Genomic DNA, 17603 nt, shown 5'->3' with positions numbered 1-17603 from the left:
TGCGGCTCACGCGAGAATCGATCAATACTCCTGAATTGTGCGTGTAGCCGTACGGGTCGCGCGACCATGATTCGCTGCAATGGCGCGGAAGCCTCCGGCCTAACCCGGCTCAATTCCTCTCTTGGCTCTCGCTTGCGCCTTCGCATGCAACGGCGAGGATTGTCGTGCGCCGGGGCCGGGATGGACATGGACCGCCTTGGCCGTCAGTGGCTCACCGCATTCAGAGCAGACCATGACGGGGTCGAACATCTTCTTGCAGTTCTTATGCTCATGCAGCATCGGCCGGCCGCGCGAGTCGACCATGTGGATGTTGCCCCAATGCACAATCGACATGATGATCGGATAAAGGTCGAGGCCCTTCTGAGTCAGGATGTATTCGTAGCGCTTCGGCGATTCCTGATAGGGAACCCGACGCAACACGCCGAACCGCACCAGCTTCTTTAGCCGGTCGGCAAGCAAATGCCGGGTGATCCCGAGCGACGCCTGGAAGTCATCGAACCTGCGGATGCGAAGAAAGCATTCGCGCAGGATGAGCAGGCTCCAGCGATCACCGATGACCGCGACGGTGCGGGCCAGCGAGCACGGTTCCTCTTCGAGTGCATCCCATTTCATCAACGTCTCCAGCGTCCTGCGACGATTGCGCCAACAAATTCTAAAACAGAACTTATGTCGTTTCAATAGGATACCATTATTTCAGCGGCAGAATGGCCATTGGATGACAAATATCATATTGACAGTTCTAAAATAGAACTTATGGTCTCGGCCAAGATCAACGCGGCGGCAAGTGGCCGCCGACCATCGAAGGGAAGCGCGTTCCATGGCTGCTCCGCTCAGGGTTGAGTTCCACTTCGATTTCGGCAGTCCCAACGCCTATCTCGCCGAGCTTGTGCTGCCGGAGATCGAGCGGCGCACCGGCGTGAAATTCGACTATGTCCCTGTGCTGCTCGGCGGCATCTACAAGGAGACCGGCAACATGTCGCCCGCGGAGTCGCTGCACGGGATCAAGAACAAGCCCGAATACAACGCGCTCGAAACCGAGCGCTTCCTGCGGCGCCACAGCATCACGACGTTCAAGTCAAACCCGTTCTTCCCGGTGAACACGCTGATGCTGATGCGCGGCGCCGTCGCTGCCGGACTTGAAGGGATGTTCGAGCCCTATTTCCGCGCCGCCTATCACCACATGTGGGAAGAACCCAAGAAGATGGACGACCCGCAGGTGTTCCGCGAGGCGTTCCTGTCCTCCGGCCTCGATATCGACCGCATCATCGCCCGCGCGCAGCAGGACGACGTCAAGAAGAAGCTGATCGAGAACACCAGCAACGCCGTCGCCCGCGGCTCATTCGGCTCGCCGACCTTCTATGTCGGTGACGAGATCTTCTTCGGCAAGGATCGCCTGCGCGAGGTCGAGGAAGAGATCGTCGCGCAACTCGGCGCAGAGCAACGCAAGACCGCCTGATCCGGGCCGCGCCCGAGACAACAACCAGGTCCAAGGGGCCGTTGCAGGGAGGTTTCAGTGGTGGCGTCGACGGAAAGTGCAGTGGGAAGTCTGGAAGGCTTGCCGAACCGCATCCATGAGGTGATGGACCGGCACGTTGCGGCGACGCCGGATCGGCTGGCGCTGATCGACGACAAGGCGAGGCTGACCTACAGCGAGCTTGACCAGGCGGTGAGCGGCGTCGCGGAAGTGTTGCGGGCGCTCGGCATCCGGGCCGGCGATCGCATGATGATCGTCAGCGAGAACTCCATTCCGCTCGCCTGCCTGCTATTGGCCGCGAGCCGGCTCAATGTCTGGGCGATCGTGGTCAATCCGCGGCTGTCGCCGCGCGAAGTCGATCAGATCAGGGACCATAGCGGCGCCCGCCGCGCCTTCTTCACCGCCGACGTCTCGCAGGAGGCCGCCGCCCATGCCGCGCGTTACGAGGCGCCGGTGCAGGCCGCCGGCCCGCTTCGCGGCATTGGCGTCACCGCACTGAACCTCGGCACCTCGCCCGAGCGGGTCGAGGCCGACGGTACGAAACAGGTTGCTGTTCTCATCTATACGTCGGGGACGACGGGCACGCCGAAGGGAGTGATGCTGACCCACCGCAATCTCCTGTTCAGCGCCAGGGGCACCGCTGCCTGGCGCAAGATGACGGCGGACGACGTGCAGTATTGCGTGCTGCCGATCTCCCACATTGTCGGCATTTCGCTGCTCACCATGACGCTGATGGTTGGGGCCACCGTTCGCCTGGTCGCAAAATACGATCCTGCGGCCTTGGTGAAGGCGGTGGCGGAGGAGGGCATCACCATTCTCAACGGTGTGCCCGCGACCTATCAGCGTCTGCTCGAATATCGGCGCAACGCAGGCCTGCCCAAGCTCGATCGCGGCAGGCTTCGCGTGATCGCGGTGGCCGGCGCGCCGCTCGACATCGAGCTCAAATCGCGGGTCGAGCAGGAGCTCGGCCTGCCGCTCCTCAACGGCTACGGCATCACCGAATGCTCGCCCGGAATTTCCGGTGTCCGGCCCGATACTCCACGGGCCGACCATGCGGTCGGCACCATATTGCCGGGCCTTGAAGCCAAGCTCGTCGGTCGCGACGGCAAGGCTGTCCCCAACGGCGAGGTCGGCGAGCTCCATGTCCGCGGCCCGAACGTGATGCGCGGCTACTACCGCGCCCCCGACCTGACCGCCAAGGCGATTGATCCCGAGGGGTGGTTCAACACCGGTGACCTCGCTCGCTTTGAGGGCGACTACCTCTACATCGTCGGGCGCACCAAGGAGATGATCATTCGCTCCGGATTCAACGTCTATCCGGCCGAGATCGAGGCGGTGTTAAGCACCCACGACGCGGTGGTGCAATGCGCCGTGGTCGGGCGGCAGGTTGAAGGCAATGAAGAGGTCGTGGCCTTCGTGCAGCTCATCAAGGGCTCGAAGGCCACTGCGCAGGATCTGCTCGCCCATGTCGCCCCGCAGCTCACCTCCTACAAGCGTCCGTCGGAAATAATCTTGCTGGACGCGCTGCCGGCAACGTCAACCGGCAAGATCCTGAAGCACAAGCTGGCGGAGTCGCTGCGCAGCTAGAGCTGAGCGACGTAGCCGACGTCGCGTTCGAGAGTCCACATTAGCCAGAGGCCGGAGAAGACCATGCAGAAGAGAAATGCGACCGTAGCTGTCATCGGTGCCGGCGATTATATCGGCGGCGAGATCGCCAAGAAATTCGCCGCCGAGGGCTTTACGGTCTTCGCCGGCCGCCGTAACGGCGACAAACTCGCGCCGCTGGTCAAGGAGATCGAGGCGGCAGGCGGCGAGATCCACGCCCGCTCGCTCGATGCGCGCAAGGAGGAGGAGATCATCTCCTTCCTCAACGACGCCGACAAGCATGCCCCGCTCGACGTCTGCGTCTTCAACATCGGCGCCAACGTCAACTTCCCGATTCTCGAGACCACCGAGCGCGTGTTTCGCAAGGTCTGGGAGATGGCCTGCTATTCCGGCTTCCTGGCCGGACGCGAGGCGGCGCGGCTGATGCTGGCGCGCGGAGGCGGCAACATCTTCTTCACCGGGGCCACCGCATCCCTGCGCGGTGGCAGCGGCTATGCGGCATTCGCCAGCGCCAAGTTCGGCCTGCGCGCGGTGGCGCAAGCGATGGCGCGCGAGCTCGGTCCGAAGAACATCCACGTCGCCCACCTCATCATCGACTCCGGCGTCGACACCGAATGGGTGCGGCAGCGCCGCATCGAGGCGTTTGGCCCCGACGCGCTCGACAATCCGGACCTCCTGATGCCGCCGTCGTCGGTCGCGGCGTCCTACTGGCAGCTTTACCAGCAGCCGAAGAGCGCCTGGACGTTCGAGCTGGAGATCCGTCCCTTCGGCGAGAAGTGGTAGGGAGCACGTCCGATGGAGCTCGCGCTGTCCCCGGAGGATGCGGCCTTTCGCGACGAGGTGCGTGCCTTCATCGCCGAAAACTATCCGGCCGAGATGCGTGTTCCCAATCCGGAGACCGACCTCTCCAAGGATCAGATGCTGCTTTGGCACCGGATCCTGTACAAAAAGGGCTGGATCGCACCGCTCTGGCCGAAGGACTATGGCGGGCCCGGCTGGTCGATCACCCGCCGCTTCATCTTCGAGCAGGAAACCACCCGCGCCGGAACTCTGCCGCCACTGGCGTTCAGCGTCACCATGGTCGGCCCGGTCATCTATACGTTCGGCAATGAGGCGCAGAAGAAGAAATATCTGCCGCGCATTCTCTCCGGCGAGGACTGGTGGTGTCAGGGCTATTCCGAGCCGGGCTCCGGTTCCGACCTCGCCACCGTGCGCACCAAGGCGGTGCGTGACGGCGACCACTATATCGTCAACGGCCACAAGACCTGGACCACGCTGGCCCAGCACGCCGACTGGATTTTCTGCCTGGTGCGGACCGATCCGGGCGCAAAACCGCAGTCGGGCATCTCGTTCCTCTTGATCAACATGAAGACGCCGGGCGTTACCGTTCGGCCGATCATCACGATCGACGGCTCGCACGAGGTCAATGACGTCTTCCTCGAAGATGTCCGCGTGCCCGTCGAGAACCTGATCGGCGAGGAGAACAAGGGCTGGACCTATGCAAAATTCCTGCTCGGCAACGAGCGTACCAGCATGGCCGGGATCGGCCGCTCGACGCGCTACATCGAGCGCTTGAAGAAGATCGTGAAGGCCGAGATTCCGGAGGACGATCCGGCCTATCTCGAATTCATCAGGGACATCGCCCGCGTCGAGCTCGACGTGCTCGCGCTGGAGGCGACCGAATTGCGCGTGGTGGCGCAGATGGCGCGCGGCATTGATCCGGGGCCGGCGGCATCGCTGTTCAAGATCCGCGGCACCGAGATCTTCCAGAACATTACCGAGCTGACCCATCGCGCGATCGGCAATTACGGCCTGGCGATCCGCGAGCATCCGGTCAGCGCCAACCGCTTCATGCCGGGGCCGGACTACGGCCACACCGCATCGGAAAAATATCTCAATTCGCGTAAGCTCTCTATCTACGGCGGATCGAACGAGATCCAGCGCAACATCATCGCCAAAGCGGTGCTCGGTCTCTAGCAACAGCGCAACGAGAGGATCGGATGGATATCCAGTTCACGGAAGAGCAGGAATTGTTGCGATCCAGTGTCCAGCGTCTGCTGCGGGAGCAGTACGATTTCGACGCGCGCCGCAAGATCGTCGCGAGCGAGGAGGGTTTCAGCCGCAAGAAATGGGCTGCCTTCGCCGAGCTCGGCCTGTTAGCCGCGCCGTTCGCCGAGGATGTCGGCGGGCTCGGCGGCGGAACGCTGTCGACCATGATCATCGCGCAGGAGTTCGGCCGCCACCTCGTGGTCGAGCCGTTTATCGAGACCGTCGTGCTCGCCGGTGGCCTGATCGTGCACGTCGGAACCGACGAGCAGAAGCAGGCCTTTATCCCGGACATCATCGCGGGAACAAAGATCTGGGCCTTGGCCTGGACCGAGAAGGCCTCGCGCTTCAACCTGGCGACCGTGACGACCACCGCTCGCCGCGAAGGCAAGGACTACGTCCTGACCGGTGAAAAGACGGCTGTGATTGCCGCGCCCTGGGCGGACTATCTCATCGTCTCCGCCCGGACCTCTGGTCATCGGCACGATCGCGGCGGCGTCAGCCTGTTCGTGGTCGATCGCCGCGCCGCCAACTTGCATCTTCAGAGCTTCAAGACCATCGACGGCCGCCGCGCGGCCGAGGTCAGCCTGCGCGAGGTCCGCGGCCAACTGCTCGGCAAGGAGGGTGAGGGTGTGGCCGCGCTGGAAGCCTGCCGCGACCGCGCCATCGGCGCGCTCTGCGCCGAACTGGTCGGCGCGATCGGCGAGCTGAACTCGGCGACGCTGGAATATTCCAAGACCCGAAAGCAGTTCGGAACCACGATCGGCAGCTTCCAGGTGCTGCAGCACCGGATGGTCGACATGTTCATCGCCCATCAGGAGGCGCTGTCGCTGATGCAGCAGCTCAATCTCACCCTCGGTGCGGGCGAGGCCGGCATTTCGCGGCTGGCGTCGGGGGCGAAATCGAAGATCGGCTATGCCGGCAAGTTCGTCGCCGACCAGGCGGTGCAGCTGCATGGCGGCATGGGCATGACCGACGAGCTCAATGTCGGCCATTACTTCAAGCGGATTTCCTCCATCAACATCCAGTTCGGCGATCCCGCCTACCACGTGCTGCGTTACGCGCAGCTCGACGCGGCCGCCTAAGACAGAGAGGCAAGCATGACAACTGAGGCAGTCATCGTTTCCACGGCCCGCACCGGCGTCGGCAAGGCCTATCGCGGCGCGCTCAACAACACCGAGGGGCCGACCCTGGCGGGCCATGTGATGGCCGAAGCCGTGAAGCGCGCGGGCATCACGCCCGGCGAGGTCGAGGACGTGGTGATGGGCTGCGCCATGCAGCAGGGCACCATGGTGATGAACGTTGCGCGCAAGGGCGCGATCCGCGCCGGCCTGCCGGTGACGGTTGCCGGCAGTACCATCGATCGGCAATGCGCCTCCGGCTTGCAGGCGATCGCGGTCGCCGCGCGGTCGGTGATGCTTGACGGCGTCGAGATCGCGATCGGCGGCGGCATCGAATCGATAAGCCTGGTGCAGAACGAGCACATGAACCGGTTTCACGCCGTCGACGACGAGCTGATGGCGATGAAACCGGACATGTACATGTCGATGCTGGAGACCGCCGAGGTCGTCGCCGAACGCTACGGAATCGGGCGAGACCGGCAGGACGAGTACAGCCTCGAATGCCAGCGCCGTGTCGGCGCCGCGCTGCAGGGTGGCCGCTTCAACGACGAGATCGTACCGATCACGACCAAGATGGTCGTGGTCGACAAGGATACCAAGGAAGTCAGCTATCAGCAGGTGACGCTGTCGAAAGACGAGGGTCCGCGTCCGGACACCACCGCGGAGGGGCTCGCCAAGATCAAGCCGGTGTTCGAGGGCAAGACCATCAGCGCCGGCAACGCCAGCCAGCTTTCCGACGGCGCCTCGGCCTGCGTGATCATGAGCGACAAGATCGCGGCCAAGAAGGGCCTGAAGCCGCTCGGCATCTTCCGCGGCTTCGTCGCCGCGGGCGTCGAACCGGACGAGATGGGCGTCGGCCCGGTCGCGGCGATTCCGCGGCTCTTGAAGCGCCACAATCTGAAGATCGACGACATCGACCTGTGGGAGCTCAACGAGGCCTATGCTGTCCAGGTGATCTATTGCCGCGACAAGCTCGGCATCGACCCGAACAAGCTCAACGTCAACGGCGGTTCGATCGCGATTGGCCACCCTTACGGCATGACCGGCGCGCGGCTCACCGGCCACATCCTGATCGAAGGCCGGCGGCGCAAGGCGAAATACGGCGTAGTGACCATGTGCATCGGCGGCGGCATGGGCGCGGCCGGCCTGTTTGAAATCATCCACTGATCGGAAACGCAGGAGAAACTCGTGAAGACAGCAATCACCGAATTGTTCGGCATCCAGCACCCGATCATCCAGGGCGGCATGCACTATGTCGGCTTTGCCGAGATGGCGGCCGCGGTATCGAACGCCGGCGGGCTCGGTGTCATCACAGGCTTGACGCAGAAGACGCCGGAGCTGCTGGCAAAGGAAATCGCGCGCTGCCGCGACATGACCGACAAGCCGTTCGGCGTGAACCTGACCTTCCTGCCGAGCTTCACCGCGCCGCCCTATCCCGAATACATCGCCGCCATCAGGGAAGGCGGCGTCAGGATCGTGGAGACCGCGGGCCGCAGCCCGGAGCAGTACATGCCGGCGCTGAAGGCCGCAGGGATCAAGGTGATCCACAAATGCACCTCAGTGCGGCATTCGCTCAAGGCCGAGAAGATCGGTTGCGACGCGGTCAGCGTCGACGGCTTTGAATGCGGCGGCCATCCCGGCGAGGACGACATCCCCAACATGATCCTGCTGCCGCGCGCGGCGGATGAATTGACAATTCCGTTCGTGGCCTCCGGTGGCATGGCGGATGCGCGCAGCCTCGTCGCCGCACTCGCCATGGGCGCGGCGGGCATGAACATGGGCACGCGCTTCATCGCTACCAAGGAGGCGCCGGTCCATCCCAATGTGAAGAAGGCGCTGGTCGAGGCGACCGAGCTCGACACCCGCTTGGTCATGCGCGCGCTGCGCAACACCGAACGCGTGCTGAAGAACAAGGGCGTCGATGATCTGCTCGAGATCGAGCGCGAGAAGGGCGCCACCCTGAAGATCCAGGACATCCACGAGCAGGTCGCGGGTGTCTATCCGAAGGTGATGGTCGATGGCGACATGGACGCCGGCGCTTGGAGCTGCGGCATGGTGGTTGGCCTGATCAACGACGTCCCGACGGTCAAGGAGCTGATCGACCGGATCATGGCGGATGCCGAGGCGATCATCCGGCAGCGCCTGACCGGTTTCCTCGATGGCGTCGAGGTACAGAAGCCCGCCCGCGCGGTGGCTTAAGGGAGCTTGCCATGACGGAGCATGTCAAGATCGAGATTGCAGAAGGTGTCATGACGCTGACATTACAGCGTCCGGAGAAGAAGAATGCGCTGACCGGCGCCATGTATGACGCCCTGTCTGACGCGCTGAAGGAGGCGGAGGCGGAGACGTCCGTCCGCGTGGTCCTGTTCCAGGGCGAGGGTGACAGCTTTACCGCGGGCAATGATCTGGCTGATTTCGCAAGCCAGGCTCGCGGTGAAAGTGCCGTCGACAGCCCCGCCCATCGCTTCATCGAAACCATCAGCAAGGCGAGCAAGCCGCTGGTCGCCGCCGTGCAGGGCAATGCCGTCGGCGTGGGTACGACCATGCTCCTGCACTGCGATCTCGTCTATCTCGCCGACAATGCGAAGCTGATCACGCCCTTCGTCAATCTCGCACTGGTTCCGGAAGCGGCGTCGAGCTGGCTGTTGCCGCTGCGGATCGGGCATGCGCGCGCCTACGCCATGTTTGCGCTGGGTGAGCCGATGGATGCCGCGGCCGCGCTGGCCAGTGGCCTCGCCAATGCCGTGGTACCGCAGGGCGAACTGCGCAAGCGGGCGCATGACGCCGCGCTTGCGCTAACCAAGCGGCCCGCGGGATCGCTGAGCCTGACCAAGAAGCTGATGCGCGACCACCAGCGGATCGCGGCGCAAATCGCCGAGGAAGGGCAATTGTTCAAGGAGCGGCTGAAGACGCCGGAGGCGCGCGAGGCCTTTGCCGCATTCGCCGAACGCAGGCCGCCCGACTTCTCGAAAGTCGCTTGATCGAGGACGAACAGATCACAAAACCGAGGGAGCAAACATGAGCAACGCGGGCAGCTATCAGTATCCGACGATGGAATCGGTGATCTACGGCAAGCCCGCGGCGGAAGCGCTGCGCGAGGAGGCCGAACGCCTCGGCGCCAAACGCGTCTATCTGATCGCAAGCCGCACGCTCAACACGACGACAGACGAGATCGAGAAGGTCCGTAAGGCCCTCGGCAGTCGTCACGTCGCGACCTTCGACGGCATTCCGCAGCACACCACGCGCGAAGTGGTGGTCAACGTCGCGAGGCAGGCCAAGGACGCCAAAGCTGATCTGGTCGTTGCGATCGGCGGCGGCTCGGTGGTCGACGCCGCGAAGATCGTGCTGATGTGCATGGAGCACGAGATCTTCGAGCAGGACGGTCTCGATGGCTTCGAAACCACGCCGGAGCGGCGCTTCGGCCCGTTTCGCGCGCCGAAGGTCAGGATGGTCGCGATTCCGAGCACGCTGTCGGGCGGCGAATACAATTCCGGCGCGTTGGTCACCGACGTCAGGCGCAAGCTGAAGCAGATATTCAATCACCCCATGATGATGCCGCTCAGCATCATCCTCGACCCCGCGATCACAAAATACACGCCGGAAAAGCTGTGGCTCGGGTCGGGAACCCGAGCCATGGATCACGGCATTGAGGCGATCTGCTCGATCCGCAGCAACGTGCTGGTCAACGCGGTCTGCCTGCAGGGCCTGCGCTACCTGCATGACGGCCTGCTTCGCACCAAGGCGGATCCGAGCGACGCAGACGCCCGGCTAGGCTGCCAGCTCGGCTCCTGGCTGTCGGCGTTCGGCCTGCAGGCGCGGGTACCGATGGGCGCGAGCCACGCCATCGGCCATGTGCTGGGCGGCACCTGCGACGTGCCACATTATTTCTGCACGGCGGTGATGATGCCGAGTGTGCTGCGCTATAACCGTCCGGCCACCGAAGCGGCGCAGAAATCGATTGCCGCGGCGCTCGGCGCGCCGGAACAGGACGCCAGCGAGGCCTTCGCGGCGTTGATCGCTGAGCTCGGCCTTCCGCGGCGGCTTGCCGACGTCGGCGTTGCCGAGGACCGTTTTGAGCTCATCGGCAAGAACGCGATGCTGTCGATCTTCACCCGCGCCAATCCGCAGCCGATCCGCGAGCCCGCCGACGTTGTCAAGATACTGAAATTGGCCGCCTGAAGAGGCTGTAGCTTTCACGGTTGGCACGCAAACAGTGGAGGAACGAACGATGTTTTGGGGCATCCGACTGGCCTGCGCCCTCATGATTGCGATGTCCGTGCCTTGCTGGGCGGGCGATACGCCCGGCGTCACGGCGACAAAGATCAAGATCGGAGGCATCTTTCCGCTCAGTGGGCCCGCTTCCTCAATCGGCCAGGTCGGGCACGGCGTGCTCGCCTACGTGCAATCGATCAACGATCGCGGAGGCATCAACGGACGCAAGATTGAATATATCGTTCTGGACGATGCGTATAGCCCGCCAAAGGCATTTGAGCATGCGCGCAAGTTGGTGGAGAGCGACGAAGTCGCGTTCATTTTCAGCCAACTCGGCACGGCGGGCAACTCGGCCGTGGCAAAATATCTTGCCGCGAAACGGGTTCCGACGATCGCAATCGTCACCGGTGCGAGCAAATTTACCAGTGTCAAGGATTACCCGCTCACCACGACCGGGCTCGTCAGCTATGACACTGAAGGGAAGATCTACGCAAAATATCTGACGCGTGCCTTGCCTGCGGCGAAATACGCGATCCTGTTCCAGAATGACGATCTTGGCCGTGATTACGTCAACGCCTTCAAGGCGGTCCTGGGCGCCGACTTTAACAAGCGTGTCGTCACCGCCAGTTACGAGGTAACGGAACCGACCGTTGACTCGCAGGTGGTCGCACTCAAGAGCTCCGGCGCGCAGGCGCTGTTCATTGCTGGGACGCCGAAATTTGCCGCGCAGGCCATCCGTCGCGCAGCCGAGACCGGGTGGAAGCCAACGATCTTCATCAACTTCCCCTCGTCATCGGTCGCGGGCACACTGAAGCCAGCGGGCTTGGAGAATTCCGCCGGCGTGATCGTCGGCACCCCGAACAAGGATCCGAACGACGAAAACTGGAAGGATGACGAGGGAATCAAGGCGTATCGCGCCTTCTTCGATAGATATTTGGCGGGCTCCGACATCAGCAATACGAGCTACCTCACTGGCTATCAGCAGGGCATGGTGCTGGAGCAGATCCTCAAGCAATGTGGCGACGACGTCTCGCGCGACAACGTTATCAAGCAGGCGAAGTCGCTGAAGAACCTTGTGCTGCCGACAGCGCTGCCCGGCGTCCGGGTTAACACCAGCGAGAGCAACAACATGATCTGGACGCAACTGCAGCTTCAGCGATGGACGGGAACTCGATGGGAGCAGTTCGGTGAGGTTCTCGATGCGAGCTCGGAGTAGTGCGTCCTGCGGAACCCATGACAAGCATGGGCATCGTCCTGTGCGCACAAAGATTCATCCGGAGCAATCCATGACGGCTCATTTGCGCATATTTTCATACCTGCCGAATCCGCGGGTCTGGAAGGCGACCATCGCGGCCCGCTTCTGCGGCGTGGACGTCGAAGTCAGGGGCGCGTCCGGCAAGGAGTTGCGGGACTGGCTGTGGGATTACGATGCGCGTCCCCTTGCTCCGGGCGAACGCGAGTCGCTTTCATCCCTTGCGCGAACCGGGCGGGTCGGACTGACCGGCGCGCAACTCTTCAAGACCGAGGCCTTCCTCGAGGCCCAGCCGTTCGGCAACGTGCCTGCCGCGTTCGGCGCGGAGGGAAAGATCGGAATCTTCGAGTCGAACAGCATCATGCGGGCGGTGGCTCGGCTGGGCGCGGCGGCATTCCCGCTTTACGGACGCGACGCCTATGAAGCGTCCAGGATCGACAGCTTCCTGGACGTCAGCCTGATCTTCGCCAGGGATTCGCAAATTTATCTGCTTGCACTGTCGGACGGCACGGTCGATGCGGCCATTCACGCGCGCGCCAAGGCGGCATTCGCGATCTATGCCTCGGGGCTTGAACAGGCGCTGTCGCCGCGACGGGACGCGCTGGTGGGAGACGACATCACGCTGGCCGATATCTGCTTCGCTGCGGAGCTCGCGCTGTTCATGAATGAGCACGCACGGGCCGAACAGTTGAACGCGCGTGGACTGGACAAGATCCTGCACGCCGGCGTCCGGAATGAGTATCCGCGGATGTTCGCCCACTTTGATCGGTTGGTCGAGCACCAGCACTTCAGGCCGGACCTCAAGTCCTATGTCGAAAAGCTGTTGTCAAAGGCGGCGGCCTGAACATGTCGGCTGCTCGCTTCAACGTGGAGGATTGATCGCATGGCCGCGCCTGTTTGCCTGATCACCGGCGTTGGACCCGGCACGGGTTCGGCGCTCGCGAGGAGATTTGCCGAGGGCGGCTATCGCGTCGCCCTTCTCGCCAGGAATGAGGAGCGTCTTGCCGCTCTGCAGAAAGAGCTGCCGGGCGCAAGGGGATATCGTTGCGATGTGTCGGATGCCGCGCAGATCGAGGCGGTGGCCTCCGCCGTGGAGCACGATCTCGGCAATCCCGACATCGTGATTCACAATGCCGTCGGCGGAGTGTTCGGTACGTTCCGTGAGATCGATCCGGCAATCTTGAACCGCAATTTTCAGGTCAACACGATGGGCCTGCTGTACCTCGCCAGGCGGTTTGCCCAGGCGATGGTCAGCGCTGGCAAGGGCGCAATCATTGCCACCGGCAACACGTCGGCGCTGCGGGGCAAGCCCGGCTTCGCCGGTTTCGCGCCGACCAAGGCGGCGCAGCGGATCCTTGCCGAGGCGATGGCGCGCGAGCTTGGTCCACAAGGCGTGCACGTCGCGTACGTCATTGTCGACGCCGTGATTGACCTGGAATGGACGAGGAAGCGCTGGCCGGAGCGACCGGACGACTTCTTCATCAAGCCGCAAGCGATCGCGGACGAGATCTGGCATGTCGTTCACCAGGATCGCAGCGCGTGGTCATTCAACGTCGAACTGCGGCCTTTCGGGGAAGCCTGGTAGTCGCAGAGCAACAATAACGGCCGTTCGGCGGTCGGCGCTACAGGCGTGGCGCCGCATGCTGACCCCGTGGCCTTTATGAGCTGCCGGTCTGTGCCAGTGCTGCATTGAGCGTCGCACTCGGGCGCATCACGGTTTCGCATTTTTGCGAGTCGGGCAGGTAGTAGCCACCGATGTCCGCGGGCTTGCCTTGCACGGCTGCGAGTTCGGCGACAATCTTCTCTTCGTTTCGGGTCAGCGTCTCGGCCATCGCTTTGAAGCGCGCCTGCAGCGCTGGATCCTCGGTCTGCGCGGCAAGTTCCTGCGCCCAATACATTGCCAGGTAGAACTGGCTGCCCCGGTTGTCCAGTTCGCCGGTGCGCGGCGAGGGCGACTTCCTGTTGTCGAGCAGCTTGCCGGTCGCGGCGTCGAGTGTCTTGGCCAGCAGCTTGGCTTTCTGGTTGCCGGTCTTCAGGCCGAGGTCTTCCAGCGATACTGCCAGGGCCAGAAATTCGCCCAGCGAATCCCAGCGCAGGTGGTTCTCTTCCACCAGCTGCTGCACGTGCTTGGGCGCCGAGCCTCCGGCCCCGGTTTCGTACATGCCGCCGCCGGCCATGAGCGGCACGATCGAGAGCATCTTGGCCGAAGTGCCCAGCTCCATAATGGGGAACAGATCGGTCAGATAATCGCGCAGAATGTTGCCGGTGGCGCTGATCGTGTCGAGGCCGCGGATCACGCGCTCCAGCGTGTAGCGCATGGCGCGCACCTGGCTCATGATCTGGATGTCCAGGCCGGTGGTGTCGTGCTCGTGCAGGTACATCTTGACCTTGGTGATGAGCTGCGCCTCGTGAGGGCGGTACGGGTCCAGCCAGAACAGGACCGGCATGCCGGAGTGACGAGCCCGATTGACGGCCAGCTTGACCCAGTCACGGATGGCCGCATCCTTGACCTGGCACATGCGCCAGATGTCACCCTGCTCCACGTCCTGGCTCAGGAGCACCTCGCCGGTGGCGAGATCAGTGATGTTGGCGACGCCATCTTCCGGGATCTCGAAGGTCTTGTCGTGCGAGCCATATTCCTCAGCCTGCTGCGCCATCAGGCCCACATTGGGCACGGTGCCCATGGTCTTGGGGTCGAAGGCGCCATGCCACTTACAGAAGTTGATCATCTCCTGATAGATGCGCGCGAAGGTGCTCTCCGGCATCACGGCCTTGACGTCCTTCAGGCGGCCGTCGGCACCCCACATCTTGCCGCCATTGCGGATCATGGCGGGCATCGATGCGTCGACAATGATGTCGTTTGGCGAATGGAAGTTCGTGATGCCTTTAGCCGAGTCAACCATCGCCAGCTCGGGCCGATGCTCGAGGCAGGCGTGCAGGTCACGTTTTATCTCATCCTGCTTGCTCTGAGGCAGACTGCCGATCTTGTTGTACAAATCGATCATGCCATTGTTGACGTTCACGCCCAGTTCTTCAAACAGTTGGCCGTGCTTTGCAAAAGCGTCGCGATAGAAGATTTTCACGCAATGGCCGAACACGATGGGGTGTGAGACCTTCATCATGGTGGCCTTCACGTGCAGCGAGAACATCACACCGGTCTTGTAGGCGTCCTCGATTTCCTGCTCGTAGAACTCCAAGAGCGCCTTCTTGCTCATGAACATCGAGTCGATGACCTCGCGGTCCTGAAGCGACACCTTGGGTTTGAGCACGATGGTCTTGCCGCTCTTGGTGATCAACTCCATCTTGACGTCACGGGCCCTGTCCAGCGTCATGGACTTCTCGCCGTGGTAAAAGTCACCGTGATGCATGTGGGAGACGTGTGAGCGCGAAGCCTGGCTCCATTCGCTCATGCTGTGCGGATTCTTGCGCGCGTAGTTCTTCACCGCGAGCGGAGCGCGGCGATCGGAGTTCCCCTCGCGCAACACCGGATTCACCGCACTACCGATGCACTTGGCGTAGCGTGCCCGGATTGCCTTTTCTTCGTCCGACTTTGGGCTCTCGGGATAATCGGGGATCTTGTAGCCCTTGTCCTGCAGCTCCTTGATCGCGGCCATCAGTTGCGCCACCGAGGCGCTGATGTTGGGCAACTTGATGATATTGGTCCCCGGAAGCAGCGTCAGCCGGCCAAGCTCGGCCAGATTGTCGGGTAAGCGCTGCTCTTCGGTGAGGAATTCCGGGAATTCGCCGAGGATTCGAGCCGCCACCGAGATGTCGCTGGTGACGACGTTGATGCCGACCGGAGCCGTGAATGCACGCACGATGGGCAAGAACGCTGCGGTCGCCAACGCCGGGGCCTCGTCGGTCAGCGTGTAGATGATCGTGGGAGGTGTCGTGCTCATGCGTTGGCTTCCTTCACGGCGGGGCAACATCGATGCCGACGCATCCGTTGGCGGGACGTTGGGGGGATGATCGGACGGAGTGTTTTCCGGTAAATTGGATGACGTTAACGCTGCCGTTGAATCTGACACCTGCGATGAGCTTCGGCAACTGATTTGTGCCTTTGAGATGCGGCCCGCGCTTCGTGGCAACAAGCTTAGAAGGGCGCATTAACACATGTCGGCAGTCCTCTCGCCGGAGACTGCGCCGGAGCCTACCTCCTCTGTGCTAACGTCAGACGTTCTCTTACGGCCGATGCGCGTTCTGAGCAGTTCGATGACACCCTTGCGGCTCACTAGAGCTTTGGCGGACGACAATCAAACACGCTTTCCGGAGTTCGATCCAAACCGAATGTCCCGAATTCACCCAGATGCGGCCCGCGCGCGGAGGGCCTTGCGCAGGGGCGCTGAAAAGCATTCTTGATCATCGAAATTGGTCGTTTGACCAAATCTATAAATCCTGGCTATTGTCGGTCCGCCGACCCGGGGGCAATCCTGAATGTCGGCGGCGATTGCGTTTCCGAACGTCGCGACGACGCAACGAAGAAGCTCACCAATGAGGCATGTCGCGTGCCGGGCGCGGTGGCTCCGGAAGGTGGATTGATACGGGTCGCGCGCGAAATTCGGGAGAGATCAAATGACGCTTAGCCAGGCCGAACGCCGCAGGATTGCCGATGCGGTTGACGAGTCGTTCGATAGGCAGATCGAAGCGACCAAGCAGCTTGTCGCCATTCCCAGCACACGGGGTGCGGAATGGCCGGCCCAGGATTTCATGTCTGAACAGCTTCGCTCGCGCGGATACCTCCTGGACGATTGGCTGATCTCGCTGGACGATCTCAGGGGACTTCCCGATGTCGGCGTCATCACTCATGACTTTTCCCGTGCCCGAACCGTCGTCGGTACCTTGAAACCAAAGCTCGAACAGGGCCGCTCATTGATCCTGCAGGGGCATTGCGACGTCGTTCCTGCGGGGCCGAACCGCATGTGGAAGACCCCGCCGTTTCAGCCTGAGCTCAAGGACGGCTGGCTGCACGGGCGCGGCGCGGCGGATATGAAAGCCGGAACCATTGGCGCGCTGTTCGCAGTCGATGCGGTCCGCAACGCGGGATATTCCCCGCGCGGACGTATTCATTTCCAGTCCGTCATCGAGGAGGAGAGCACCGGCGTCGGTGCCTTGTCGGCCTTGCAGCGCGGCTATCGCGCCGACTGCGCGCTGTTGCCAGAGCCAAGCGGGCAGACCCTCAGCGATGTGTGTCTGGGAGTCATTTGGTTCCGGCTCAAGGTCAGCGGCGAGCCCACCCACGTGTCCCATGCGGGCGAGGGCTTCAACGCCATCAAGGCTGCGGCCGAGATGATCCGTGCCCTGGAGGGGCTCGAGCGGGAATGGAACCGGCGTGCCGAAAGCCATCCGATCTACGGTGCGGTTGCTCATCCACTCAATTTCAATCCCGGCATCATTCACGGCGGGGATTGGGCCTCAAGCGTACCGGCCTGGTGCGATCTCGATTGTCGGATCGGCCTGCTGCCGGAATGGAGCGTCGAGGAATGCCAGCAAGAGATCGTGGATTGCATACGGTCGGCCGCTTCGGGGATTCCGTTTCTTGCCGATCATCCCCCGGAGATCGTTTGGTCGGGATATCTCTCCCACGGCTATGTGATGAGGGATCGACCCGACATTCGTGCCGTCCTCGAGGAAGCCCACAAGGCGTCGACCGACAAGCCGTTCGGGCGTCGTCTGGCAACGGCACTGAACGATGCACGGTTCTACGACCGCTATTTCGGCATTCCTGCCTTCTGCTATGGACCGGTGGGAGAGCGCATCCATGGCTTCAACGAACGTGTGAACCTCGCGTCGCTGCGCGAAACGACGAAGGCGATCGCCTTCTTTGTCGCGCAATGGTGCGGGATGAGGGCTAGCCGGACGTCACGGAAAGCGCGGCTCCCGTCGCGCAATCCCG

The 17603-nt window shown here is 62.7% G+C and carries 15 protein-coding genes and 1 pseudogene; 14 read left to right on the top strand and 2 right to left on the bottom strand.

Annotation, left to right across the window (positions count from 1 at the left end; genetic code table 11):
* Positions 1 to 99: 99 nt before the first annotated feature.
* Entirely contained in the window at positions 100 to 612 is a 513-nt protein-coding gene (locus ACFFWD_RS33470) for a winged helix-turn-helix transcriptional regulator (protein WP_376972780.1), read from the bottom strand.
* A gap of 205 nt (positions 613 to 817) precedes the next feature.
* Here ACFFWD_RS33470 and ACFFWD_RS33465 point away from each other — a divergent pair, with 205 nt between their 5' ends.
* The 12 genes from ACFFWD_RS33465 (at position 818) to ACFFWD_RS33410 (ending at position 13295) form a co-directional block, all read left to right on the top strand.
* Positions 818 to 1456, top strand: coding sequence for a 2-hydroxychromene-2-carboxylate isomerase (locus tag ACFFWD_RS33465; RefSeq protein WP_376972778.1), 639 nt, complete (start codon positions 818 to 820; stop codon positions 1454 to 1456).
* 81 nt (positions 1457 to 1537) lie between these two features.
* Positions 1538 to 3061, top strand: a complete 1524-nt coding sequence (locus tag ACFFWD_RS33460; protein ID WP_376972776.1) for a class I adenylate-forming enzyme family protein — start codon at positions 1538 to 1540, stop codon at positions 3059 to 3061.
* Between the two features lie 63 nt (positions 3062 to 3124).
* Entirely contained in the window at positions 3125 to 3862 is a 738-nt protein-coding gene (locus ACFFWD_RS33455; protein ID WP_376972774.1) for an SDR family oxidoreductase, read from the top strand.
* A gap of 12 nt (positions 3863 to 3874) precedes the next feature.
* Positions 3875 to 5056 carry an acyl-CoA dehydrogenase family protein gene (locus ACFFWD_RS33450; RefSeq protein WP_376972772.1) on the top strand — a complete coding sequence of 394 codons (1182 nt, stop codon included), beginning with the start codon at positions 3875 to 3877 and terminating at the stop codon, positions 5054 to 5056.
* A 23-nt stretch (positions 5057 to 5079) separates the two neighbouring features.
* Positions 5080 to 6210: an acyl-CoA dehydrogenase family protein gene (locus ACFFWD_RS33445; RefSeq protein WP_376972770.1), complete on the top strand. Its 1131-nt coding sequence runs from the start codon at positions 5080 to 5082 to the stop codon at positions 6208 to 6210.
* Positions 6211 to 6225: 15 nt separating this feature from the next.
* Positions 6226 to 7413 (top strand): acetyl-CoA C-acyltransferase, encoded by a 1188-nt coding sequence (locus ACFFWD_RS33440; protein WP_376972768.1) that lies wholly within the window; start codon positions 6226 to 6228, stop codon positions 7411 to 7413.
* Positions 7414 to 7434: 21 nt separating this feature from the next.
* On the top strand, positions 7435 to 8445 hold the full coding sequence (locus tag ACFFWD_RS33435) for an NAD(P)H-dependent flavin oxidoreductase (protein WP_376972766.1): 1011 nt from the start codon (positions 7435 to 7437) through the stop codon (positions 8443 to 8445).
* Positions 8446 to 8456: 11 nt separating this feature from the next.
* Positions 8457 to 9227 carry an enoyl-CoA hydratase-related protein gene (locus ACFFWD_RS33430; protein ID WP_376972764.1) on the top strand — a complete coding sequence of 257 codons (771 nt, stop codon included), beginning with the start codon at positions 8457 to 8459 and terminating at the stop codon, positions 9225 to 9227.
* A gap of 37 nt (positions 9228 to 9264) precedes the next feature.
* Positions 9265 to 10425 (top strand): iron-containing alcohol dehydrogenase, encoded by a 1161-nt coding sequence (locus ACFFWD_RS33425; protein ID WP_376972762.1) that lies wholly within the window; start codon positions 9265 to 9267, stop codon positions 10423 to 10425.
* Between the two features lie 49 nt (positions 10426 to 10474).
* The gene (locus tag ACFFWD_RS33420; RefSeq protein ID WP_376972760.1) at positions 10475 to 11674 is read left to right on the top strand and encodes an ABC transporter substrate-binding protein; all 1200 of its coding nucleotides are present in this window, start codon (positions 10475 to 10477) and stop codon (positions 11672 to 11674) included.
* 70 nt (positions 11675 to 11744) lie between these two features.
* Positions 11745 to 12554, top strand: a complete 810-nt coding sequence (locus ACFFWD_RS33415; RefSeq protein WP_376972758.1) for a glutathione S-transferase family protein — start codon at positions 11745 to 11747, stop codon at positions 12552 to 12554.
* 39 nt (positions 12555 to 12593) lie between these two features.
* Positions 12594 to 13295, top strand: a complete 702-nt coding sequence (locus ACFFWD_RS33410) for an SDR family NAD(P)-dependent oxidoreductase (protein WP_376972756.1) — start codon at positions 12594 to 12596, stop codon at positions 13293 to 13295.
* Between the two features lie 73 nt (positions 13296 to 13368).
* On the opposite strand, the gene ACFFWD_RS33405 is transcribed toward ACFFWD_RS33410, so the two are convergent.
* A complete protein-coding gene (locus tag ACFFWD_RS33405; protein WP_376972754.1) occupies positions 13369 to 15609 on the bottom strand; it encodes an NADP-dependent isocitrate dehydrogenase in 2241 nt (746 codons plus the stop codon).
* A gap of 456 nt (positions 15610 to 16065) precedes the next feature.
* Here ACFFWD_RS33405 and ACFFWD_RS33400 point away from each other — a divergent pair, with 456 nt between their 5' ends.
* Both ACFFWD_RS33400 and ACFFWD_RS33395 read left to right on the top strand, forming a co-directional pair.
* The gene (locus ACFFWD_RS33400; RefSeq protein ID WP_376972752.1) at positions 16066 to 16293 is read left to right on the top strand and encodes a hypothetical protein; all 228 of its coding nucleotides are present in this window, start codon (positions 16066 to 16068) and stop codon (positions 16291 to 16293) included.
* Positions 16283 to 17554, top strand: a pseudogene (locus ACFFWD_RS33395) (ArgE/DapE family deacylase); the annotation flags it as partial. The gene ACFFWD_RS33400 and the pseudogene ACFFWD_RS33395, both read left to right, overlap by 11 nt.
* Positions 17555 to 17603 lie beyond the last annotated feature (49 nt).

This window comes from Bradyrhizobium erythrophlei, assembly GCF_042430365.1.
Classification (GTDB): domain Bacteria; phylum Pseudomonadota; class Alphaproteobacteria; order Rhizobiales; family Xanthobacteraceae; genus Bradyrhizobium; species Bradyrhizobium erythrophlei.
The sequence above is the reverse complement of the archived record's forward strand: the minus strand, read 5'-3'. Positions and strand labels throughout refer to the sequence as shown.

What these genes read in the sequence shown, in the direction of transcription:
- ACFFWD_RS33470 (WP_376972780.1), bottom strand. Translation starts at nt 612, where the DNA reads ATGAAATGGGATGCACTCGAAGAGGAACCGTGCTCGCTGGCCCGCACC.
- ACFFWD_RS33465 (WP_376972778.1), top strand. Translation starts at nt 818, where the DNA reads ATGGCTGCTCCGCTCAGGGTTGAGTTCCACTTCGATTTCGGCAGTCCC.
- ACFFWD_RS33455 (WP_376972774.1), top strand. Translation starts at nt 3,125, where the DNA reads ATGCAGAAGAGAAATGCGACCGTAGCTGTCATCGGTGCCGGCGATTAT.
- ACFFWD_RS33450 (WP_376972772.1), top strand. Translation starts at nt 3,875, where the DNA reads ATGGAGCTCGCGCTGTCCCCGGAGGATGCGGCCTTTCGCGACGAGGTG.
- ACFFWD_RS33445 (WP_376972770.1), top strand. Translation starts at nt 5,080, where the DNA reads ATGGATATCCAGTTCACGGAAGAGCAGGAATTGTTGCGATCCAGTGTC.
- ACFFWD_RS33440 (WP_376972768.1), top strand. Translation starts at nt 6,226, where the DNA reads ATGACAACTGAGGCAGTCATCGTTTCCACGGCCCGCACCGGCGTCGGC.
- ACFFWD_RS33430 (WP_376972764.1), top strand. Translation starts at nt 8,457, where the DNA reads ATGACGGAGCATGTCAAGATCGAGATTGCAGAAGGTGTCATGACGCTG.
- ACFFWD_RS33425 (WP_376972762.1), top strand. Translation starts at nt 9,265, where the DNA reads ATGAGCAACGCGGGCAGCTATCAGTATCCGACGATGGAATCGGTGATC.
- ACFFWD_RS33420 (WP_376972760.1), top strand. Translation starts at nt 10,475, where the DNA reads ATGTTTTGGGGCATCCGACTGGCCTGCGCCCTCATGATTGCGATGTCC.
- ACFFWD_RS33415 (WP_376972758.1), top strand. Translation starts at nt 11,745, where the DNA reads ATGACGGCTCATTTGCGCATATTTTCATACCTGCCGAATCCGCGGGTC.
- ACFFWD_RS33410 (WP_376972756.1), top strand. Translation starts at nt 12,594, where the DNA reads ATGGCCGCGCCTGTTTGCCTGATCACCGGCGTTGGACCCGGCACGGGT.
- ACFFWD_RS33405 (WP_376972754.1), bottom strand. Translation starts at nt 15,609, where the DNA reads ATGAGCACGACACCTCCCACGATCATCTACACGCTGACCGACGAGGCC.